At 60.9% G+C, this 20374-nt stretch carries 21 protein-coding genes and 1 pseudogene; 13 read left to right on the forward strand and 9 right to left on the reverse strand.

Going from position 1 to position 20374, the window contains the following annotated elements:
- Window positions 1-150: 150 nt before the first annotated feature.
- From AOQ71_RS34555 to AOQ71_RS34565, 3 genes are read left to right on the forward strand one after another with little or no spacing between them, the layout of a single operon-like run.
- Complete coding sequence (locus AOQ71_RS34555) at window positions 151-1200, forward strand: aromatic ring-hydroxylating dioxygenase subunit alpha (protein WP_057756895.1); 1050 nt, start codon at window positions 151-153, stop codon at window positions 1198-1200.
- Window positions 1201-1205: 5 nt separating this feature from the next.
- Window positions 1206-1952, forward strand: coding sequence for a GntR family transcriptional regulator (locus tag AOQ71_RS34560; RefSeq protein WP_057756897.1), 747 nt, complete (start codon window positions 1206-1208; stop codon window positions 1950-1952).
- A gap of 7 nt (window positions 1953-1959) precedes the next feature.
- Complete coding sequence (locus AOQ71_RS34565; protein ID WP_057756899.1) at window positions 1960-2940, forward strand: PDR/VanB family oxidoreductase; 981 nt, start codon at window positions 1960-1962, stop codon at window positions 2938-2940.
- 27 nt (window positions 2941-2967) lie between these two features.
- Here the strand turns inward: AOQ71_RS34565 and AOQ71_RS34570 are convergent, their stop codons facing one another.
- On the reverse strand, window positions 2968-3333 hold the full coding sequence (locus tag AOQ71_RS34570; RefSeq protein ID WP_057756901.1) for a nuclear transport factor 2 family protein: 366 nt from the start codon (window positions 3331-3333) through the stop codon (window positions 2968-2970).
- 100 nt (window positions 3334-3433) lie between these two features.
- Between AOQ71_RS34570 and AOQ71_RS34575 the strand changes: the two genes are divergently transcribed.
- The 3 genes and pseudogenes from AOQ71_RS34575 to hemC form a co-directional block, all read left to right on the forward strand.
- Window positions 3434-3886 (forward strand): TetR/AcrR family transcriptional regulator (locus AOQ71_RS34575; protein WP_245317326.1); only part of this gene is annotated, 453 nt, incomplete at its 3' end.
- 1 nt (window position 3887) lies between these two features.
- Window positions 3888-4028: pseudogene (locus tag AOQ71_RS50055) on the forward strand (TetR/AcrR family transcriptional regulator); the annotation flags it as partial.
- Between the two features lie 105 nt (window positions 4029-4133).
- Complete coding sequence (gene hemC, locus AOQ71_RS34580; protein ID WP_162268444.1) at window positions 4134-5114, forward strand: hydroxymethylbilane synthase; 981 nt, start codon at window positions 4134-4136, stop codon at window positions 5112-5114.
- Between the two features lie 24 nt (window positions 5115-5138).
- On the opposite strand, the gene AOQ71_RS34585 is transcribed toward hemC, so the two are convergent.
- The 4 genes from AOQ71_RS34585 to AOQ71_RS34600 form a co-directional block, all read right to left on the reverse strand.
- A complete protein-coding gene (locus tag AOQ71_RS34585) occupies window positions 5139-5360 on the reverse strand; it encodes a hypothetical protein (protein WP_057756906.1) in 222 nt (73 codons plus the stop codon).
- 563 nt (window positions 5361-5923) lie between these two features.
- Window positions 5924-6061, reverse strand: coding sequence for a hypothetical protein (locus AOQ71_RS45645; RefSeq protein WP_157083766.1), 138 nt, complete (start codon window positions 6059-6061; stop codon window positions 5924-5926).
- A 415-nt stretch (window positions 6062-6476) separates the two neighbouring features.
- The gene (locus AOQ71_RS34595; RefSeq protein ID WP_057756911.1) at window positions 6477-6704 is read right to left on the reverse strand and encodes a hypothetical protein; all 228 of its coding nucleotides are present in this window, start codon (window positions 6702-6704) and stop codon (window positions 6477-6479) included.
- A gap of 193 nt (window positions 6705-6897) precedes the next feature.
- Window positions 6898-7242 (reverse strand): response regulator, encoded by a 345-nt coding sequence (locus AOQ71_RS34600; RefSeq protein ID WP_057756913.1) that lies wholly within the window; start codon window positions 7240-7242, stop codon window positions 6898-6900.
- 159 nt (window positions 7243-7401) lie between these two features.
- Here AOQ71_RS34600 and AOQ71_RS49085 point away from each other — a divergent pair, with 159 nt between their 5' ends.
- Together AOQ71_RS49085 and AOQ71_RS34610 are read left to right on the forward strand one after the other, a co-directional pair.
- On the forward strand, window positions 7402-8352 hold the full coding sequence (locus tag AOQ71_RS49085; protein ID WP_245317327.1) for a sensor histidine kinase: 951 nt from the start codon (window positions 7402-7404) through the stop codon (window positions 8350-8352).
- A 315-nt stretch (window positions 8353-8667) separates the two neighbouring features.
- Window positions 8668-9186 (forward strand): protein phosphatase CheZ, encoded by a 519-nt coding sequence (locus AOQ71_RS34610; RefSeq protein ID WP_057756915.1) that lies wholly within the window; start codon window positions 8668-8670, stop codon window positions 9184-9186.
- Between the two features lie 286 nt (window positions 9187-9472).
- Here AOQ71_RS34610 and AOQ71_RS34615 read toward each other — a convergent pair whose 3' ends face one another.
- Complete coding sequence (locus AOQ71_RS34615) at window positions 9473-9853, reverse strand: VOC family protein (protein ID WP_063958331.1); 381 nt, start codon at window positions 9851-9853, stop codon at window positions 9473-9475.
- Between the two features lie 213 nt (window positions 9854-10066).
- Window positions 10067-10297, reverse strand: a complete 231-nt coding sequence (locus AOQ71_RS50470) for a DUF6894 family protein (protein ID WP_162268445.1) — start codon at window positions 10295-10297, stop codon at window positions 10067-10069.
- A gap of 903 nt (window positions 10298-11200) precedes the next feature.
- On the opposite strand from AOQ71_RS50470, the gene AOQ71_RS34620 reads away from it, so the two are divergent.
- Together AOQ71_RS34620 and AOQ71_RS34625 are read left to right on the forward strand one after the other, a co-directional pair.
- Entirely contained in the window at window positions 11201-11842 is a 642-nt protein-coding gene (locus tag AOQ71_RS34620; RefSeq protein WP_157083767.1) for a TetR-like C-terminal domain-containing protein, read from the forward strand.
- A gap of 280 nt (window positions 11843-12122) precedes the next feature.
- Window positions 12123-13409 carry a GGDEF domain-containing protein gene (locus tag AOQ71_RS34625; RefSeq protein WP_083514717.1) on the forward strand — a complete coding sequence of 429 codons (1287 nt, stop codon included), beginning with the start codon at window positions 12123-12125 and terminating at the stop codon, window positions 13407-13409.
- Window positions 13410-13504: 95 nt separating this feature from the next.
- Here the strand turns inward: AOQ71_RS34625 and AOQ71_RS34630 are convergent, their stop codons facing one another.
- Window positions 13505-15940 (reverse strand): PAS domain-containing hybrid sensor histidine kinase/response regulator, encoded by a 2436-nt coding sequence (locus tag AOQ71_RS34630; protein WP_162268446.1) that lies wholly within the window; start codon window positions 15938-15940, stop codon window positions 13505-13507.
- Between the two features lie 215 nt (window positions 15941-16155).
- Between AOQ71_RS34630 and AOQ71_RS42125 the strand changes: the two genes are divergently transcribed.
- From AOQ71_RS42125 to AOQ71_RS34655, 3 genes are all read left to right on the forward strand, one after another.
- The gene (locus AOQ71_RS42125) at window positions 16156-16917 is read left to right on the forward strand and encodes an IS5 family transposase (protein ID WP_083514719.1); all 762 of its coding nucleotides are present in this window, start codon (window positions 16156-16158) and stop codon (window positions 16915-16917) included.
- A gap of 372 nt (window positions 16918-17289) precedes the next feature.
- Window positions 17290-17802, forward strand: a complete 513-nt coding sequence (locus AOQ71_RS34650) for a GNAT family N-acetyltransferase (RefSeq protein ID WP_057756926.1) — start codon at window positions 17290-17292, stop codon at window positions 17800-17802.
- Between the two features lie 336 nt (window positions 17803-18138).
- Complete coding sequence (locus AOQ71_RS34655) at window positions 18139-19110, forward strand: AraC-like ligand-binding domain-containing protein (RefSeq protein ID WP_057756928.1); 972 nt, start codon at window positions 18139-18141, stop codon at window positions 19108-19110.
- Window positions 19111-19253: 143 nt separating this feature from the next.
- On the opposite strand, the gene hemE is transcribed toward AOQ71_RS34655, so the two are convergent.
- Entirely contained in the window at window positions 19254-20288 is a 1035-nt protein-coding gene (hemE, locus tag AOQ71_RS34660; protein ID WP_057756930.1) for a uroporphyrinogen decarboxylase, read from the reverse strand.
- Between the last annotated feature and the right edge of the window lie 86 nt (window positions 20289-20374).

Consider the following 20374-nt stretch of genomic DNA (forward strand, 5'->3'; position numbering starts at 1 on the left):
CCCGGCCATGAGGGTGCCTCCAGAGTTCTAGCTCATAATGTATACATATTCAAGTATGTAGGTATTATAGTACGTAACATTCTCCCTTGAATGGGCCGATCGCTCTGTTATTGTATACACAACGCATACAATAGCCCCGGGAGATCGCCCATGACAAAACCCTTTCCCATGAACGCCTGGTACGCCGCCGCCTGGGACGCGGAGGTGAAGCCGGCGCTGTTGCCGCGGACGATCTGCGGCAAGCACGTCGTGATGTACCGCAAGGCCGATGGCTCGGTGGCCGCGCTCGAGGATGCCTGCTGGCATCGCCTGGTGCCGCTGTCCAAGGGCCGGCTCGAAGGCGACACCGTGGTCTGCGGCTATCACGGCCTGAAATACAATGCGCAAGGGCGCTGCACCTTCATGCCCTCGCAGGAGACCATCAATCCGTCCGCCTGCGTGCGCGCCTATCCCGTGGTCGAGCGTCACCGCTATGTCTGGCTCTGGATGGGCGATCCCGCACTCGCCGATCCCGCGCTGGTGCCCGACATGCACTGGAATCACGATCCCGCCTGGGCCGGTGACGGCAAGACCATCCGCGTTGCCTGCGACTACCGCCTCGTGCTCGACAATCTCATGGACCTCACCCACGAGACCTTCGTGCACGGCTCCTCCATCGGCAATGATGCCGTTGCCGAAGCGCCGTTCGACGTCACCCATGGCGAGAAGACGGTCACCGTGACGCGCTGGATGCGCGGCATCGAGGCGCCGCCGTTCTGGGCCAAGCAACTCGGCAAGCCCGGCCTGGTCGATCGCTGGCAGATCATCCGCTTCGAGGCGCCGTGCACCATCGCCATCGACGTTGGCGTCGCGCCTGCCGGCACCGGCGCACCTGAGGGTGACCGCTCGAAAGGCGTCAACGGTTTCGTGCTCAACACCGTCACGCCCGAGACCGAGAAGACCTGCCACTATTTCTGGGCCTTCGTGCGCAACTACCAGATCGGCGAGCAGCGCATCACCACCGAGATCCGCGAAGGCGTCTCTGGCATCTTCCGCGAGGACGAACTGATCCTGGAGGCGCAGCAGCGCGCCATGGACGAGAACCCGGACCGCATCTTCTACAATCTCAACATCGATGCCGGCGCGATGTGGATGCGCAAGCTGATCGACAGGATGATCGCGAAGGAAAACGGACCGCAGCATCTGCAGGCCGCGGAGTAGGGGGCATGGCCGAGGTCGACCGCTCCCTCTCGCAGACCGTGAAGGCGCAGCTCGCGCTGCGCGACCAGATCCTGTCCGGATCGTTGCGTCCAGGCGAGCGCATCTCCGAGCTTCAGGCGGTGGAAACCACCGGCGCCTCGCGCACGCCGGTGCGCATGGCGCTGGTGCGGCTGGAGGAGGAGGGCCTGCTGGAGGCGATCCCCTCCGGCGGCTTCATGGTAAAGGCGTTTTCGGAGCGCGACATCTCCGATTCGATCGAGCTGCGCGGCACGCTGGAAGGTCTCGCCGCGCGCTTTGCCGCCGAGCGCGGCGTCTCCGCGCGCGAGCTCGAGCCGCTGAAGGAGTGTCTGGCCGCGATCGACGAGCTGCTCGGCCAGGTGCCGATCTCGATCGAGGCCTTCTCCTCCTATGTCACGCTGAACGCGCGCTTCCACGCGCTGCTGACCGAACTGTCGCGCAGCCCGCCTTTGATCCGGCAGATCGACCGCGCCTCGGCGCTGCCGTTTGCCTCGCCCAGCGGCTTCGTGATGGCGCAGTCGGCATTGCCGGAGGCGCAGCAGATCCTGATCATCGGCCAGGATCACCACCGCGTCGTGATCGACGCGATCGAGAACCGCGAAGGCGCGCGCGCCGAAGCCATCATGCGCGAGCATGCGCGGCTCGCGGTGCGAAACCTCAGGCTCGCGCTACGCAACCGAACCCATCTCGACCTCTTGCCGGCGCTTGCGCTGATCAAGACCGCAACCGATTGAGGGCACCATGCGCTTCGTCGAAACCTGGATTCCCGCAACGCTGGTCGCGACCCGCGATCTGTCGCCCGGGATCCGCGAATTTCTGATTCTGCCCGACCAGTTCGACGGCACAGCCTATCCGGTCGGCAGCCACATCAATGTCAGCGTCGCAATTGCCGGCCAGCCGGAGACGCGGTCCTATTCGCTGGTCGGCGAAGCGTCTTCGCAAGGCTTCAAGATCGCGGTGCGCCGCGCCGAGGATTCGCGCGGCGGCTCGCGCTACATGTGGCAGCTCGCAGCCGGCGCGCGGCTCGACATCACCCGGCCGGCTTCGCTCGTTGCCGTCGACTGGGAGCGCGACAACTATTGCCTGATCGCCGGCGGCATCGGCATCACCCCGATCGTCGGCGCGGCGCAGGCGCTCGCGCGCCGCGGCGCCAACGTCACCCTGCATTACGCCGTGCGCAGCCGCGCGGATGCCGCCTATCTCGACGAGCTCGCTGACATGCTCGGCGACCGCCTGGTCGTCCATGCCAGCGATGAAGGCGGGCGGCTCGATCTCGACGCGCTGTTCGCCTCGCTGCCCAAGGGCACGTTGACGCTGTTCTGCGGCCCGATGCGCATGCTAGATGCCGCGCGCCATGCCTGGATCGGTGCCGGCCATCCGCTGTCCGATCTGCGCTACGAAACCTTCGGCTCCAGCGGCACGCTGCCGACGGAAGCGTTTCGCGTGCGCCTGAAGGATTCCGATGTCGAGCTCGAAATCCCGCGCGAGCGCTCGATGCTCGACGTCCTCAACGCCAGCGGCTTTGAGGTGATCTCCGACTGCAAGCGCGGCGAGTGCGGCCTCTGCGCCATCGACGTCGTCGCCGTCGAGGGCGAGATCGACCACCGCGACGTCTTCTTCAGCGAGCACCAGAAGCACAGCAACGCGAAGATCTGCACCTGCGTCTCGCGGGCGCGTGGCACGATCACGGTGGATACGCTGCTGCGGGCCGATGCGGTTTGACCAGCCGAAAAGCGGGATTCAGGCCGGCTATCGCCCGAGCTGCTTCGGGTCGTAGAAGAACCGCTCCTCGATCAGCTTGTCGCCCTGCCAGGTCTGCCAGGCGATCTCCTCAAGCGTGCGCGTGACGCCTTCGGCGTTGGTGAAGCTGAAGATCCAGCGGCTCGCAACGTTGTCGCCCTCGATCAGGCTCGGCCCGACGCGCACGGCCTTGACCTCTTTGGAAGCCGCCAGCACGCCGCGCTCCTTGGCGACGAGGTTGTCGCGACCGACCGTCGGGGCGGCGTTGTTCTCATAGGTCGCGGCATCGGCCGTGTAGTACTGCTCGATCGCTTCGACGAACTCCCCGTTCTCCAGCCGCCTTGCAAAGGCTACAACGACGTCACGGCTCGGCATGGCGGCACCTCTTGATAAAACCGACTGTTAGTCGGTAAATACCGACCGTCGGTCGAAAAGTCAACTGGCCGCGGAAAGTGAATTCGATTAGACCAAATCCATGGCCAAACAGGCGGAGCGGCGGGCGGCGACATCTGAGGCGATCCTGACAGCGGCGCGGCGGCTGTTCGGGACGCAAGGCTTTGCCGCCACCACCATGGACGACATCGCCGAGGCAGCCGACGTCGCCAAGGGCGCGGTCTATCATCACTTCAAGACCAAGGAAGCCGTATTCGCAGCGGTGTTCGATCTCGTCTCCCGCGACCTCGTCGCCGAGATCGACGGCGCCGCGCGGACCGAGAAGGACGTGCTCTCCGCCATGGTCGCCGGCACCCAGCATTATTTTGGCGCGACCGCCAAGGGTGCGACCGGCCAGATCATTTTGCGCGACGGTCCCGCCGTGCTCGGCTGGGAGCGCTGGCGCGAGATCGATGCAAAACACTTTGGCGGCAAGATGCCGCGCGCGATTGCTGCCGCGATGGAGGCCGGCCTGATCGCCAAACAGCCGGTCGAGNGAGCCGCTGGCGCGGCTGCTGCTCGGCGCGGTGACGGAGGCCGCAGTCGCCTGCGCCGGACGCACGGATATCGCAAGGGCGGGCGCTGAATATGCCCGTGCCTTCAAGTCGCTGGTCGAGGCGCTGCGTCTGCTGGATTGATTGTGCTAAGGTCTGCGCTGAGCGCGGCAGCCGTCTATCATCCGGCCTGAACCTGTCGTATGGGCAATGACGCGCACGCGAGACACGTGCTGGATGGAGAACGGCTTGGCTATGCGACTACGGATCGGCACCCGCAAGAGCGCGATGGCGCTGGCGCAGACGGAAGAGATTGCGCGTCGCCTGACATCGGCCGTATCAGGTCTCGACGTCGAGATCGTCAAGTTCGACACCACGGGAGATCTCGACCAGACCAGCAAGCTGCTGCCCCATGGCGGCAAGGGCGGCGCCTTCGTCGCCCAGATCCGCGCCGCCGTGCTTGCAGGCGAATTGCAGGCCGCGATGCATTCGCTGAAGGACATGCCCGGCAATGAGGACACGCCGGGCCTCGTCGTCGGCGCCACGCTGTCGCGCGATCCGCCGGGCGATGCCCTGGTGCTGCGCGCGGACGTGACGCTGCAAGCGCTGCGCCAGTCGCGCGGCAAAGGCTTCAAAATCGGCACCAATGCGGTACGTCGTGCCGCCTATGCGCGGCGGCTGTTTCCCGACGTCGAGGTGATCCACTTCCGCGGCGCCGCCGATACGCGTGTGCGAAAGCTCGATCATCGTGAGAAGCAGAAGCTGCCGGACGGCGGCGCGGTGGGACCCGCGGATGCGCTGATCATGGCGCGGTCGGGACTCGATCGCGTCGGTCTTTCCAGCCGGATCGCCTACGAGTTCACCGCGGCGGAGATGCTGCCGGCCGCAGGGCAGGGCATCGTCGCGGTCGAATGCGCGGCGCAGGACTGGCAGACGCGACAGATTCTCTCGTCAATCGACGATCCCTCAGCCCACGCCTCTGCCGATGCCGAACGCGAAGTGCTGTGGGTGCTCAACGGCCACTGCAATTCGCCGGTGGCGGGCTTCTCGACCATCTCGGGCGACCAGATGTCGCTGACGGCGTCGGTCCTCGATCTCTCCGGCAACACCATCATCGAAGCCTCGCGCACGGGGCCGGCCAACCGGCCGCGCGAGCTTGGTCGTGCGGTGGGTCTCGATCTCCTGGCGAAGGGCGCCGCCGAGATCATCGAGCGCAGTCGGCCGCGCTAGGCCATGTACCCGCAGGTCGCGGGCTTACCTTGGGTCGAGCTGCTTGCAGGCGATCTCGGCAAGCACCAACGCATTGGTCACGCCGCTTGAACCGATCTCGATGATCTTGCGGGCAACAAGATCGCAAAGGGGATCACGGCGATCGACCAGATCGAGTTTGCGCAGGGTTGCGTTGAAGGCCAGTTCGTAGACGTGCCGTTGCTCTGGCGTAAGCTCGCTCGCTTCAAGCAGGCGATTGATCGGCATGACCGCCTCCCGGTGTTCGGCGGGAGCGCGACAGGTCTCTCAGTCACCGATAGAAGCCTCGGACCGGACGGTGATGGTTCCAGCGTGCGCCGTTAACTTGTGGCAGTCAACCAGGATGAAGTGCCAGAACGACGGGTTCGCGAGTGAAAGAGGTGAACTGAGGCAGCTTTACTGACGCTGGATAATGTTGGGAGGCGGACCCCCGTCGGCCTTGGGCAGCCCTTCGTCGTCTATCCGCTCCTTGAGGTCGGCGGCCCTCTCGATGAAGCCAACCGCCACGGCTGGGTCGGAGCTCGTTTTGGCCAGCTTAAGCAGCGTCGCCGCTACTTCTCGGGTGTTCTTCGTAACCACGGCATTCCCTAACAAATATCAAGTGCAGGGAAGATTCTGGAACACCTGATTCCGTTCCGGGGCTTGGTGCAAAAATGTACACAAGCGATAAAAAGGCCTCAGCTCCGGGGCTGGCGCCGAGCTGAGGCCTTTTGCTTCGGTCTTACGTTGTCGAGGCGTGGTTTCCGAACAGACAAAACTGGGTCCGACTGTCTTGTTCCCCGCAACGGGCTTTAGTGCATCTTGCGGCGGAAGCTATCTGCGATTTTCCGCTGTTCCTCGATGTCCTCGCGGACCATCTGTCGCAATTCATCGATGGTCAAAGGAGTGTGGCGCACGACTGGCTTCGCTGGCGCTTCCTTGTCGGCCATGGGCTTGGAAAACCCCTCAGTCACCTGATCTCGATCGCTGCCGGTGAACCAGCGGTCTATACAACAAACGTTATGCTTTGACATTCACACAAGTTAATGGGCTGGCCGCGAGCACTACCGCCAGATGAGCCTTACTACGACACCAGCCAGAGCAAACTAAAATAGGTTGAGCGCATCGTTCGCCGTTGCTGCGATGACTATCAGCGCCGAACTTCACTTGGTAAGGCATTCCCCGCTCCCCGCATGTCGTCGGCCCGTCCGGCGCACCGGACGAACCGTTCTGCAATCACGTCTTCGCTTAGTGCTGAACCAGGAAACAGCCGACGCCGCCGCCGACGAGTACGGCGGGCACGGCCCACAAAATCAAGACCGGCATTTCTCCTCCAATTGCTTGTCAGAGCAGCACGCCGAGTGGTTATTGCTCGGTGCAGACCTTTGTGGTCTTCACGGCGGACTCGGCTTCCGTCTTGGTCGTGTAGACGCCGTCGCCCACGACCGTCGTGGTGGTGGTCGTTGGCTTGGTGTCGACGACAGTGCACTTCTTGGTGGTCGCGTCGCGAACGATGTAGAACTCGGCGGCGGTGGCCGCTTGGGTCACGAGGGCAAAAGCGGCGAGTGCGCCGCATACGATCAGCTTCTTCATGGTGTCCTCCTCAAACAGGGCTAAGTAGTCACTGCTAATGAGGAGGCTCGGCCGAAGTTCCACTTTTCCCAGCGCGGCGGAACGCTGGAATCTCATCACAGGGATGAACCGGCGGCCCTTTCCAAGTGGGCTGCCTCCCGATCACACGAAAGCGCGCGTCCTGCTTAGAGCACTAAATAGACGCCGCGCCCTTTTACTCTGCGATCTCCCTGATGGTCCGGACGAGTTCCTCGGGAGTGAAAGGCTTCTTCACGATGCGGCTGCCCGGGACGGGGCGTGGTGTCGCTGGCGAGAAGCCGGTGGCGTAGATGACCGGCAGCTCCGGATCCTGCTCTCGGTATCGCTCCGCGATCTGCCACCCGTCGATCTGTCCCGGCAGCGTGACGTCCGTGACCAGCACATCCGCGACGCGGCGCTTGCACCAGGCCAGTGCCTCCTCGCCGTTGCTCGCGTGGATCACGTGATAGCCTGCCTCGCGCAGCGCCTCGACGACGAATTCGCGGATCAGAGGGTCGTCCTCAACAAGAAGTACGCTCACTGCTGGCTCTTAAAATCGCTTGCGTTATCAAGCAATCGAACGGCGCAACATGTCGGTCGTTCCCCATCCGAGGAAGGTTTGCAGGAGAGCCGGGCCGACGCTTGGGCCTGGTGCGCCAAGGCGAGGAACGGCTATCGGGGACAGGCGTTTTTTCAATTCATGAACAGGCTCTATCCGCTCGTTCTTGAGCACCGGCTTCCGACTCCCGTCCGGTACGGCGTCTCGGCGACAATGATGCTGGGCTGCGCCGTACTGCAGATGGTCTTGCAGATGCAGACCGGCTCGCCGGGGTATTTCCTGCTGCTCCCCGGCGTGTTTCTGTCGGGCCTGATCTTCGATCGCGGGTCCGGAATATTCGCCGCGATCATCGCCCTCGCCGTCGGCGCCTATCTCAGCTATGCCGGCAGCAACGGCATCGACTATTTCGCGCCCAATGCGCTCTTCGCGATCACTGCAGCCGGGACGGCCGCTGTCGCCGAATTCCAGCGCGCCGAACTGCGGCGGGTCATGCTGGCGGACAAGACCAAGACCTTGCTTCTGCAGGAGATGGCCCACCGGACCAAGAACAACCTGGCGATCCTCGGCGGGATGATCAGGTTGCAGGCAAGGCACGGCGGTCCCGAAATCGAGGCCGCTCTGGAAGCCACTGCCCGTCGGTTGCAGGTGATGGCGGAGGTCTACGACCACCTTTCGCCCACACGAGATTCTCGCTCGGTGAACATGCGCTATTTCCTGAACGACGTCGTCGAGAAGGTCTTCCAGTCCTTGGCTCCTTCCGGACCGATCGCTTTCCAGGTGGTCTGCGAGGACGTCGACCTCGCCAGCAACCACGCGCTCGCGATCGGCATGATCACGAACGAGCTTGTGACGAACGCGATCAAGTATGCTTTTCCCGGCGACAGACCCGGCCACATCGCGGTCGCGTTCTCGAGTGGCAGCGGCATCGAACTCTCGGTCTCCGACAACGGCGTAGGCCTACGGGAGGGGGAAGAGCCGGGCGGATTGGGGTCGCGTATCGTTCAGCTGCTGGCCCAACAGCTCGAAGGCGAAACGTCCTACGAACGGCTCGATCCCGGCCTCAAGGTCCGGGTGCGGGCCCATCCCCGATAGTTCGGTACGGAAGCGAGCGTAGCTTCGCTGGCGCCGAGAACCTTCTCTTCGTTCGGTATTTTCCCGGGGTGTCAAATTTCATCAGCTTTAACAATTTCTGAGAATGATCACGTTCATGATGCAGGAGTGTGACCAACAAGCAGAAGCCCTTGCCGCAATGAGGAAAGCCATTGCCGCGAGTTGCCCGGCCGAACGCCAGAAGTGGCTTCGGGTTGCTTTGGCTTGGGCTGACCTCGCGCGTCGCTCTAAGGGCAACCTCGCCGCGTAGCGGCAGCCCTGATCGCGACGTTTTTCCCCGGAATTCGGAGATCTCTGATGATTGCGCCAGAAGAAGAGAGGATGCTGAAAACGCTCTTGGTCGAGATGTTCGGCCACATCAGCAGCATGCGGCGGGAATTTGCCGCTCTTCAAGGCGACAGCAAGGGCAGTTTCGCGACGATGACAGACACTCTCGACGCGATCGTCGAGAACACGGAGGCAGCTGGAAATGCGATCCTCGAAAGCATGGAGGCCATCGGCACCAGCGTCGCGAAGTTGCAGGGCGTCAACGATTCGACCGCCGCGTCGATATGCGACGAGATCGCCAATAGCACGAACAAGGTGTTCGAGGCTTGCGCATTTCAGGACCTTACAGGGCAGCGGATCACTCGAGTGATCAAGTCGCTGCAGTTTATGGAGGACCACATCAACAGGCTGGTCCGCATGTGGGGAAAAGAGGAGCTGGCACGGCTAGCCGCCGAGCTTGCCGTCCAAAGCGCCCCAGACTTTCTGCAGGGCCCACAGCGGCCGAGCGCGGCGATTTCCCAGGACGACATCGACAAGCTGTTCGCGTAAACAGCCTCAAACCGGATGCCCCTAGCCGCATAACGTTGCAGAAGGAACAGCGGCCTTTAACGTGTAGAAGGATCGATTTGCCGGGCGTGGCTTCCGGTTTGGGTCAATCGCGAAGAACTCAGGTTGAGCAAATCTGCTCTGGCTCAACGAGCGGAATACCGATCGCCGAGGTGCAACTTCACCGATGGGCCACATCCAGGCCAGCATCTTCCCGGCATGATGGTGTGTGCGCACTGTGATGCCCCGGCGCACCGGGCCGACCGCGACGTGAAGGCGAGCGCCGAAACTAGACCGGTCGACCTACGGTTGGCTTCGACGGGGCACCGAACGCCAGAGAATATCCGTTGTCGTCGCAGATGCCGAATTCGTGTGCGCCGTAGTCGAAATCGTCCACCGCATAGATCACCTCGGCTCGGTCTTTGACAGCCGCCCAGAGCGCGTCCACCTCGTCGGCCGTTTCCAGCTCGATATAGAGCTGTCCGGTAAACTTCGGAGCCTTCCAGTCCCCATGAGCGTTTGGCGCAGCCAGCATAATGCGCACTGCATCGCGATATAGGTTCGAATAGCCGGGGGTCTGCATGCCACAGGTAAACCCGAGCACGTCGACATAGAAGCGGACTGACCGGTCCATGTCCTCCGTCGTGAGGATTGGGGCCAGCGATGTCATTCGCACGAACTGTCTCCCTTCGGCACCACAGCGGCTTGCCTGCTAGAACGCGATAGTGACTACTTTTGGGTCAATCGGGAGTTAGATCCGGTCTAACCCTGAAAGCTGACTTATCCTCGGTCGCAGGATGCGGCAGCGATGGGCCTTTTCCGATTCGTGCACCGCAATAAGTGCGGCGCGGTGACGCCGGGTGTTCGCCGCCGCCGAGAGGTCTTACCGCCGTTCGACAATGACCGTTCCCCTCACGACAAACAGAGTCCGGTCGCCGTTAGTTACCTCGGTCGTGACATAAGTGTTGCGGAAACGCACCGCAGCTCTTGTCAGATTGGCCGGCATCCGCTGCACGGCTCGGTGACATGCTGTCGCATCGGTCGGAAATAGCTTTCCACGCTGGTCTTCAATCCTCTGACCGCGCACATGCTGATGAAAGAAGTAACGAGGCATTGGGGCCTTCCTCCGTTCATGAGTCAACGAGAGGTAGCCCGGTTCGTTCAAAAGTGAACTTTGGGGGTAAACCGGGAAACTCCGACGCCGAAGCACCGAGCCGCGGTGACCTCCGTACTGCCGGTGCGCCAAGGCGCGTATGGAGGTTCGACGCCGAGGGCCAATGCGACGTGACGAACGGAAAGAGGCCGCAACTCAGGCGGCCTCCAGCGTGCCTGCGACGGCGCGGAGGATGATACCGGTTGTGATCAGCGCTGCGATGGAGAGGATGCACCTCCCTCGTTGTGAAGATGGTTTTCAATTACTCTTCCTTAACGACGAGGGAGCCGAGCCAATGTTCCGAATTGGCCGAGTATCGCCCGGCGCATGCGGGTATCTCGCAATCGATGCAATCGCCCGAGGCGCGACGGCATCTCGTGTTGCAGGCTCGGAATGAAAGGAAAGAGCCTTTGCTCGAATCCGTGAAACTACGGAAGGGCGAATATAGAAACTGAAGGGGTCTCGAATGCACGGCCAAACAGCTCAGCCGCAGCGCACCGGTTCGGGTGCTGGGCTCGAAGACAAACGTTCAAGTGCAAAAACCAACCGTTCAAGGTCCGTCACCATCGGCTTTCCGGCTCAGCGGGAGCACGAAACCAAGAAGGTCCATTTCGACCCGCCGCGATGTGCTCGGCTTGTCAATCCCGACGGAAGCGAGATCGCCGAGTGCGAAGTCACGGCAGTTTGGGAAGGGGGTGCACAACTGCGATTGGATTGTCCGCCGCCTTTTCGATTTGTCCTGCAGTTTGCCTGGTCTCCAACCGTCGTTTTGCGGTTTTGCAAGCGCGTCCGGTGCCGTGGCGAGGACGTTTGGGTCGAATATGAGCGGCAGCGTCCCTGCTATTCCCTGGAGTATGACCGGTGATGGACAAGAGCATCCACCTGCAGAGCAAGAGCATCTACCTCGAGAATATCTTCTCGGCTCCATGGGAGCAGAAACTTGTGAGCGACATTCTCTCCGAACTTGAACACTGTTCGGGCGAGAGGCGGTTCTGCGTTGAAGAAATGCGTCGCTTCCTGGCCGTGAAGGGCTATCGCGATTTGCTCTGCCGATTGCAGCTTGCGTGCCAGAACAAGAAGTCGTTCGAGGCGCTTCGGGCGGCGGCGCACAGCATGAGGCTGTATGCGCTTGAACGTCCCGCAATGTCCGCCGCAACATTTCGCACGCCGATTACAGATACCGCCGAATGGCGAGCGGCGGTGGACAGCTTGCGGGTGTTCATGACCGGAATCCTGTCCGAATGCGGATTGAGCGAGAAGGCGGCGGATGAAGCTCTCCGAATACTTCGGAGCCTTGTTCGCGGATTCGTCATGCACGAAGTCATGGACTCGTTCTTCGATCCTGCGTCCTACAACGAATCCTACGATAGGGCGATCGAGATCTTCATAGCTGGATTGCCAGTACTTCTGGCAGAACATCAAGATCGCGATATGCAAACTTGGGATGACATCGTACGTGAGCCCGAGCCGCCACCTCGCTTAACCACGTCCATCGGGGCCTGCTGATAGCGCGTCAGCTGCCCGATGATCGGGAAGGCTGCTATGGATCGAACTCTGCCCTGCGGGGCTCAAATGGCGGCTTCCGGCCCTACCCGAGCAGCCGACCAAAACTTCGGCAACCCGGTTGGCGGGAACGGCGCCAGAAGCTGACACAGGCTAAAAGTGGTCGCTAAGGGGCCCTATCCCGGCGGATGGAGTTGCCTGGGTGCGATCGTCGCCACCGACACGAACGCCACGTTTGCTTACGACTTCCCTGAAAGATCCCGGTCGGAGCGGGAAAAACACCATGCATGGCGAATTGACGCGAGATGATCTCGAGCGAGAAATCCGGCGAGCATCTGTCTGGTCGTTTGGAGCGGCGCTAGAAACCCGATTCCGCCAGCGCACAACCCCTTCGACGGTCCGGTCAATGAGCCGCGCTTGCGCTCTTGTTGGCGCGTTGACAGTCATTGCGATCGGCCTCGATCGCAGCATCAGCGCCGACATCTTTCGAGCGGCCTGGGTTTGGCGACTTGTGGTCGGCGGGGTTTGTATCCTGATCGCCACTTCGATGCTCGGAATGCGGCGCTGCGTTCCGGAACGTGCGGGTCTGGCCTACGGGTTGGGCCTACTGCTCATGATGGCCGTCATAGCCTATGCTGGCGCTTCCGGTCCGCCGTGGGCCCAGGATCGATATGCTTTGGCATCTATTCTTCTCTTCTCCGCAGCGCTTGCAGGAACTCCTGTTCCTTTCGTGTCGGCGATTCCGATCTGCGTCCTCGGCACAATCATCTATCCGACCTTGCCGATACTATTTGGAGCCGACACAAAGGTGTTCGCAAGCGACCTCTTCGTTGCGGCAGGAGCAGCGTTCGTTGTCCTGACGATCATCAGGAAGAACGAGGTCGACAGGCGCAGGCGCTTCCTGGAAGAGTTGCGCTACGAACTTGCCGCGACCGAGCTTAGCGTCAGCAATCGCGAGCTTCTGCGCTTGTCCAACACTGACGCGCTGACCGGATTGCCGAACAGGCGGTACTTCGAGGCCGAGGCCGATCGCCTTTGCGCCGAGCGGGACGCCCGAAGTGTGGGGGCGATCATCCTGGACATCGATGATTTCAAGAAGTTCAACGATTCCGCCGGTCATGTGGCCGGAGACGTCTGCCTGAGAAGCGTCGCTCGAGCGCTCTCCGGATCGTTGCACAACAGGCGGTCCAGCCTGGCACGTTATGGAGGCGAAGAGTTCGCTGCCTTCGTACCATCCATTTCGCCGCGGGATCTGGAAAAACTCGCCCAAGAGTTGTGTGAAGCGGTCGCTCGGCTGCAAATCCCTCACCCCGCCTTCCTGGAAAGCAACGTCAGCGTGAGCGTCGGATTGGCGTGGTCGGCGGATGTGCCGTCGTGCGGGCCTATGGCGCTCCTGGAGGAAGCGGACCGAGGCCTGTATGCAGCGAAGGCTGCCGGTCGCAATCGCATTGGCTGGGGCCCTTGCTCCGCTTTTACGCCGGCGCCAGGCGTCGTATCTGAACAAGCTCCGCCCCGACCTATCTCGCGTTCGGGCAAAGGAGTTACTTGCTCAGTCGCTGCGGACAACTAAGCCGTGAACCCATAAAGCTGCCGAGCAGACCTCGTCAGACCGGCCCGGGCAGATTAGCTAGGTCCACAGGCAGGAGTCGAACTACGCAGATCACCCTAGGTTAGGGCCGTGAGAATCGCCTTCCTCAGTCCGTTTTCATCATAAGGCTTCCGAAGTATTTGCGCTTCTCGAAACTCCTCTAAAGTCTCGCGATCTCCATAACCGGTGACGAGGATCACGGGCAAGTTGGGATGGCTCGCGCAAATCGCATTCGCGAACTCGACTCCCGTCATTTCCGGCATGGCGAAATCCGCAAGAACAAGCTCTATCTTCAGACCGTTTTCGATCAGCTTCAGGGCTTCTTGTCCGCTGGCAGTGGGCACCGCCGCGTATCCGAGGGCCTCAAGTACTCTAAGGGTTGACCTGAGAACTGCCCGATCATCATCAATGACTAGGATACAGGGCTTTAGCTCCACTGTTGAAATTTGCTCGGCATCAGATTCTCTTTCGCGCACTCGTGGGACCACTTCGGCACAAGGTAAGAACACCGTCACTGAGGTTCCTTCGCCGACGTGCGTCTTAAGCTCGATGCCTCCACCTGACTGCTTGGCGAAACCAAAAACTTGGGCGAGTCCGAGACCCGATCCTTTTCCTGGTCCTTTCGTAGTGAAGAAAGGCTCGAAGACGCGGGGGAGCACATCGTCGGGGATACCCATACCTGTATCTCGGACGGTCAGTCCCACATACTTTCCCGGAGCCGGCGCTGCCGGGCCGGAGAGCTCTTTATCGGTGATGGCATTGAAAGTCTCCAGGGTCAGAGTCCCCCCTGACCGCATGGCGTCTCTCGCGTTGAGAACCAGATTGAGGATCACCGACTGAATTTGAGTTAGATCCACAAAGGCTGGGCAAAGGTCCGCGGCGAGGTTCGTTCGGAGTTGGATCGCTCCACGAAGCGAGGCATTGAGTAGGGAACTCATCTTCACGATGGTGCTGTTGAGATCAATCACTTGAGGCTCAAGCCCCTGTTGGCGCGAAAACGCGAGCAGTTGCGAAGTGAGATTCGCACCCCGTTCCGCCGCTCCGAGAATCAGTTCGATACCTTCTCGATCACCGGGATCATCCCGCAGATTGCGCGACAACATACGCGCGTTAGTAAGCACGACGCTCAAAAGATTGTTGAAGTCGTGCGCGAGGCCTGACGTCATCTGCCCTATCGCGTCGAGGCGTTGCAGTTGCTGGGCCTCGGCCTCGGCGAGTTCCCGTTGCTCTACTTGAGCACGTAGTTGCTGGTTGCTCTCCTGCAGTTCGCGCGTCCGCTCTTCAACGCGGCGCTCGAGTCTTCCTTCGATACGTTTGCGATCCGTGATCTCTTGGGCGACTCCGAAAAACGAAGCCGGCACGCCATTCTCGAAGTTGGTCTGACCGCGGGTCGCGATCCAGCGTTCCACGCCGTCCGTATTTCCGATGACCCGGTACTCGATATTGTAGATCCCATCGCTCCGCGGGTCGGCGCACCGCTGGATAGCGGCCTCGACACGCGCAAGATCGTCTGGATGAACGCAGGACCGCCACACCTCGTAGTCGACGACCGCGCCCGCCGGCAGACCCCACATGGCCCTGACCATATCATCCCATTGCAACTCGTTGGATTGTGGATTCCAGGCATAGCAGCCGAGCCTCCCGAGATCGACGGCCGCCTGCAGCCTCGCCTCGCTTTCGCGCAGCGCCCGTTGTGCATACAATCGCTCGGTGATGTTTCGCGCGATTTTTGACGCGCCGATGACCCTGCCCTCCGCATTCTTCAAGGGCGACACTGTGAGTGAAATATCTACTGGACTTCCGTCTTTACGTCGGCGAACGGTTTCGTAAGAACCAATGCGTTCGCCTCTGCGGAGGCGCTCAAGAATTGCGGCTTCTTCGTTGTGGAGATCCGGGGGGATCAGAATCGTAATTGGCTTGCCGATGACTTCCTCGGCCAGATAGCCAAAAATGCACTGCGCGCCGCCGTTCCAACTCCTGATCGTGCCATCGAGATCTTTGCTGACGATTGCGTCGTCGCTTGATTCGATGATAGCGGCGAGCCGTATCGCGGCCTCCTCACCACTTTTCCGCTCCGTAATATCCTGGAAGCAGTTGACCGCGCCGACAATGTTTCCATCGCTATCCTTGATTACGTCGATATTGACGAGCGCAATGCCACGCGCACCGTCCGGTCGCTCAATGTGTACTTCCTGTTCGCGCACGGAAAGACCTGTGCGCAGCACATCTGCCATGGGGCATTCATCGTGCGGGAGAGGACTGCCGTCCGGGCGGAACAATCGATACGATCCGCAAAACCGTTCATTAGGATCTCCGATTTTAGGCGACCGGCCCCAAAGTTCGGCGGCGCGACGATTGTATCGAAGAACGAGACCGTCCCGGTCACAAAGATAAACGGCAAACGGCAATTGTTCGAACAGCCGCCCGGGCACTTCGAAGGCCTGTTCCTCGTGACGCAAACCAAGGGTGACGCTGGCTGCGTTCGCGACCGGATCCACGATAGAGGTGGTCACTGTTTTGCGTCCTAATTTTCGCTTTGCTGCCGACGAGCATATCAGCCTTTCACAAGGCGGCATATGTCCGATTTGAGTCGACGGCCTGAGCCGGTGGCAAGTCCGGGCAAGTCGGCTATCCGCCGGAAGCGGAAGTTAATTCAAGGCATTAGTGGCAGTGCAATAGTCATGGCGGCGCGGCCGTGATTCAAGCTCCCAAACCGGAGCCTCGAATCATGCGCTACGAACTCAGCGATTATGAATGGACCACCATCAAACCTATGCTGCCGAACAAACCGCGTGGCGTTCGGCGTGTAAATGACCGTCGCGTGCTCAATGGCATCTTTTGGGTTCTGCGTTCAGGTGCGCCATGGCGCGACCTGCCAGAGACTTACGGTCCCCGCACCACTTGTTATAATCGCTTCGTTCGGTGGCGGCGAGCTGGCGTCTGGGACCAGATCATGAATGCACTGGCCGCCGATCATAACGCGGCGGTGCAAATGATCGATACCTCCGTCGTGCGCGTGCACCAGCACGGAGCCTGCATCGCGAACAACAACCAGCAAGACATGGGTCGCTCACGAGGTGGCCTGACCAGCAAGATTCACGCGGTGGTGGACACCAACGGCCTGCCGGTCCATCTCGCTCTCACGCCCGGTGAAACGCATGACAATCGGCTGTGTTCGGTTCTCCTCAGCGCCCTTCTTCCGCAAACGATGCTGCTCGCAGATCGCGGATATGACGCGGATTGGATCAGGGAGCTTGCGCGCCAGCAAGGAGCATGGGCCAATATTCCGCCGAAACGAAATCGCAAAGACCCGATCTGCTTTAGCCCGTATCTATACCGCGCGCGCAACTTGATCGAACGGTTCTTCAACAAGATCAAGCAATGTCGGCGGGTCGCGACCCGATATGACAAACTTGCAGCTAACTATCTGGCGTTCGTCAAGCTTGCCTCAATCCGAATTTGGTTACGCGCTAATGAGTCCGCGCCCTAGCTCGACTCCGATCGGCCACACACCCCGTCGGGATCGGTGCTCATCGGTGGCTCGTGTCATGTGGCTCAGCCTACTGAGAGCGTTGTTGAAAGCGAGTTCGATGACATGTCGCTCCTCTGGCGTGATGTGAATGTCTGAAAGTAAACAGTCAATAGGGTCCTTAGTGCTTTACTATGCTGCCTTAGGCTTCGGGTTCTGCTTTGCAAGGCGCTCAGCTTGGCCCCATCCTCTGCCAGAAGCCTCCGGAGCATGGCGATACTCTCGGGGCGGTTTCGATGGCCGGTATTCTTTGTCGCAGGGCGTGATATTCGCGCGGAAGATAAAGTCGGGGAAACCCTGACATTCAACTCATAAGAGTGGGAAAGTGTCCACATGACTACCCTCGGCCACGCGAACGTGGAAATTCGACGATTGTCCATTGATGACCTCGATTTGTTTCGCGCAGTCCGCGTGGAGGCTTTGCAGAAGCACCCTGAGACGTTTGGCTCACCTGAAGAGGAGGAAGGCGGCGAGGCCGCTGTGGCAGCCTATCGTCATTGGTTGAGCGGCAGCATGCTGGGTGCGTTTGAACGTAAGGCCTTGGTCGGGATCGCAGGTTTCTATGTCTCGCCGGAGAAAAGATCGCAGCACAGGGGGCACATTTTCTCGGTGTACGTACGCGAAGCCAATCGCGGTAAGGGCGTGGGGGATAGGTTGATCAAAGAACTCCTTTCCTTGGCTGAGCCCCGTGTTGATCAGGTGCATCTGGCCGTGCTGATCAGCGCAACCGACGCGATCAATATTTACAAGCGAAACGGGTTCCAAATTTATGGCATCGATCCCTGCGTTATTCGCATAGGTGCTATCAGCTACGACAAATATCTCATGGTCAAGAAATTCAGATAGGCACTGACCCGCAACGCCCTTTTGCGAAGGAGATCGCTGCTGTCCGCTTTGGGTCCAACAGCCGACTTTGGGCAGCCCACCCAAAGCGTGTACGGTCGAATGACGCGCGGCCTTTGTTGCGAATTGCGGGCGATGATGCATGGCAAGCTCCCGTCGTTGGTCGATGGCCGTAGTCCTACGGTCCTTGAGCGATCCACATTTCCTGCATTCCTCTCGTCATCGGTGTTAGAAGCGGAGCCACAGCGAACGGTTGCAATCGTTTTAGTCGGCGCGTCGTCTTCTGATGGCCGAAACCGAACAATGTCGACCGACCTACAGTGAAGGAACGACAAGCCGGTGGAAACGATCTTCTCGACTGACTCGGTTCATCCCCGCGACCGATTTGATTATTGGCACAGCGTCGCGTGCAAGAAGATCATAGGCCACGACTCCGTGCCCGAGAACCGGCTGACCTTTCAGGCGGAAATGAAGACAGGAAAGGTCGGCAACCTGGACCTTGTCGAATTCAGCAACTCCCCGCTGCAGGTCTCTCACACCTTTGCCCATGTCGACCGCACCGACCCGGACATGGCGTTCGTCTGCTATCAATTGTCAGGGAGCGTCCTCATCGTTCAGAACGGGCGCGAGGTTAACCTGGATGCCGGCACTTTGATGCTGCTGGAGCCGCTGTTGCCGTATGAGGCGAGATTTTCGGCCGGCGCGAAAATGCTTCTCATCAAGGCTCCGCGGCGTGACCTTCGCGCGCGGATCGGGTCAAATCGCGAACTGACGGCGCGCCGCGTGACCGCCGAGCGGTTGGACGATAGTTTGGCGCTGTCGCTTGCGGCAAAACTGCCAGACCTCGCCGGGAGGACGACTTCGATAACCGAAGAAATCGTCGCCAATCATGTCCTCGACCTGATCGGACTGTCGATTGGGAGAACGCTTGGGAACGCTCCCGGTCGCGTCTCGAATCCCAAGGCGTTGTTGCTGGCTCACATTCGTTCGGTTGTGGAAACGAGGCTCAGCGAGCCCGACCTCGACGGACAGAAGGTCGCCGATATTGTCGGAATAACCTTCCGATATGCCAATGCGTTGCTCGCCGAACAGGATACCTCGCTCAACCGCCTCATTCTGTCCCGTCGGCTCTCGCGTTGCCGGTTTGCTCTTGAAGATCCGAACCAGCCTCATCGGACTATCGCCGAGATTGCACACGGATGGGGCTTTTCGGACATGACCCATTTTGGGCGCTGCTTCAAAGCTGCCTACGGGGCTTCGCCGCGCGATTATCAGAAAGCGGCACAGTCCGGGCAAGCCGGCCGGCCCTGACCCACGGTGTACGCGGGATGATGCCATCGTACAGCTGTTTTGCCCGACGCGTCAAACGGTGTTCGGAAAATAGAAAATCGATGCCGCGCGAAATTCTCCAATGATTTGTACTGTGCATGGGGTTGTTTTCGCGGCTTTTGTTGTCACCCCCGCACGCGCCGGATCATCTGCTCGACATGGGCGATCGGCGTCTCCGGCTGGATGCCGTGGCCGAGATTGAAGATGAAGCGGCCCTGCGCAAAATTCGAAAGCACGTTGTCGACCGCGCGGTCGAGTGCCGCGCCGCCCGTGATCAGCACCAGCGGATCGAGATTGCCCTGCACGGCGACGCGGCTCTGCACGCGCTCGCGGATGAAGGCGGGCTCGGCCGTCCAGTCCATGCTGACGGCGTTGACGCCGGTCGCTTCCACGTAACCAGGCAGTTGCGCGCCCGCCCCGCGGGGGAAGCCGATGATCTTCGCGTCAGGCACCTTGGCGCGCACGCCTTCGACGATGCGCCGCGTCGGCTCGGTTGACCAGCGCGCGAATTCGGCCGGTGGCAATACGCCAGCCCAGGTGTCGAAGATCTGCAAGGCGTTGGCACCGGCGTCGAGTTGCGCCAGCAGATAGTGGATCGAACTCTCCACGAGCACGTCGATGATCTTCGCAAACGCCTCGGGATGCCGGTAGGCCATCATCCGCGCCGGCGCCTGGTCGGGCGTGCCGTGGCCCGCGACCATGTAGGTCGCAACCGTCCATGGCGCGCCGCAGAAGCCGATCAGCGCCACTCCTGGGTCGAGCGCGCCGCGCACGATCCTGAGCGCGTCGAACACCGGCGCGAGCTTGCCGAAGTCGGCCTGCGCTTTGAGCGTTCCGACCTTGGCCGGATCATCCAGCGGCTCGAGCCGCGGACCTTCGCCGACCTCGAACCGCACCGCGCGGCCGAGCGCATGGGGGATCACCAGGATGTCCGAGAAGATGATCGCCGCGTCGAAGCCAAACCTTCGGATCGGTTGCAGCGTGACTTCGGCGGCAAGCTCCGGATTGAAGCAGAGATCGAGGAAGCCGCCGGCCTTGGCGCGCACCTCGCGATATTCGGGCAGGTAGCGGCCCGCCTGCCGCATCATCCACAAAGGCGGCACGGCTTGCCGCTGGCCGGAGAGCACGTCGATGAAGGGCTTTGTCGCAGACTGGGGCACTGATGGTCCTGATGCAGAGTTGAGGTTCCTGATACACCGCCGCGGGCGGAAGCGGAACAGGGGAACCAGCGCAAATGCGCCGCGTT

Origin of the sequence: Bradyrhizobium manausense, assembly GCF_001440035.1 — a bacterium.
Lineage (GTDB): Bacteria > Pseudomonadota > Alphaproteobacteria > Rhizobiales > Xanthobacteraceae > Bradyrhizobium > Bradyrhizobium manausense.

Bases quoted from the DNA above. Each gene is read 5' to 3' on its own strand.
- AOQ71_RS34560 (WP_057756897.1), top strand. From the start codon at position 1,206: ATGGCCGAGGTCGACCGCTCCCTCTCGCAGACCGTGAAGGCGCAGCTC.
- AOQ71_RS34620 (WP_157083767.1), top strand. From the start codon at position 11,201: ATGGACAAGAGCATCCACCTGCAGAGCAAGAGCATCTACCTCGAGAAT.
- AOQ71_RS34610 (WP_057756915.1), top strand. From the start codon at position 8,668: ATGATTGCGCCAGAAGAAGAGAGGATGCTGAAAACGCTCTTGGTCGAG.
- AOQ71_RS34650 (WP_057756926.1), top strand. From the start codon at position 17,290: ATGACTACCCTCGGCCACGCGAACGTGGAAATTCGACGATTGTCCATT.
- AOQ71_RS34585 (WP_057756906.1), bottom strand. From the start codon at position 5,360: ATGCCGATCAATCGCCTGCTTGAAGCGAGCGAGCTTACGCCAGAGCAA.
- AOQ71_RS45645 (WP_157083766.1), bottom strand. From the start codon at position 6,061: ATGGCCGACAAGGAAGCGCCAGCGAAGCCAGTCGTGCGCCACACTCCT.
- AOQ71_RS34615 (WP_063958331.1), bottom strand. From the start codon at position 9,853: ATGACATCGCTGGCCCCAATCCTCACGACGGAGGACATGGACCGGTCA.
- AOQ71_RS34570 (WP_057756901.1), bottom strand. From the start codon at position 3,333: ATGCCGAGCCGTGACGTCGTTGTAGCCTTTGCAAGGCGGCTGGAGAAC.
- AOQ71_RS34625 (WP_083514717.1), top strand. From the start codon at position 12,123: ATGCATGGCGAATTGACGCGAGATGATCTCGAGCGAGAAATCCGGCGA.
- AOQ71_RS50470 (WP_162268445.1), bottom strand. From the start codon at position 10,297: ATGCCTCGTTACTTCTTTCATCAGCATGTGCGCGGTCAGAGGATTGAA.
- AOQ71_RS34565 (WP_057756899.1), top strand. From the start codon at position 1,960: ATGCGCTTCGTCGAAACCTGGATTCCCGCAACGCTGGTCGCGACCCGC.
- AOQ71_RS34595 (WP_057756911.1), bottom strand. From the start codon at position 6,704: ATGAAGAAGCTGATCGTATGCGGCGCACTCGCCGCTTTTGCCCTCGTG.
- AOQ71_RS42125 (WP_083514719.1), top strand. From the start codon at position 16,156: ATGCGCTACGAACTCAGCGATTATGAATGGACCACCATCAAACCTATG.
- AOQ71_RS49085 (WP_245317327.1), top strand. From the start codon at position 7,402: ATGAACAGGCTCTATCCGCTCGTTCTTGAGCACCGGCTTCCGACTCCC.
- AOQ71_RS34555 (WP_057756895.1), top strand. From the start codon at position 151: ATGACAAAACCCTTTCCCATGAACGCCTGGTACGCCGCCGCCTGGGAC.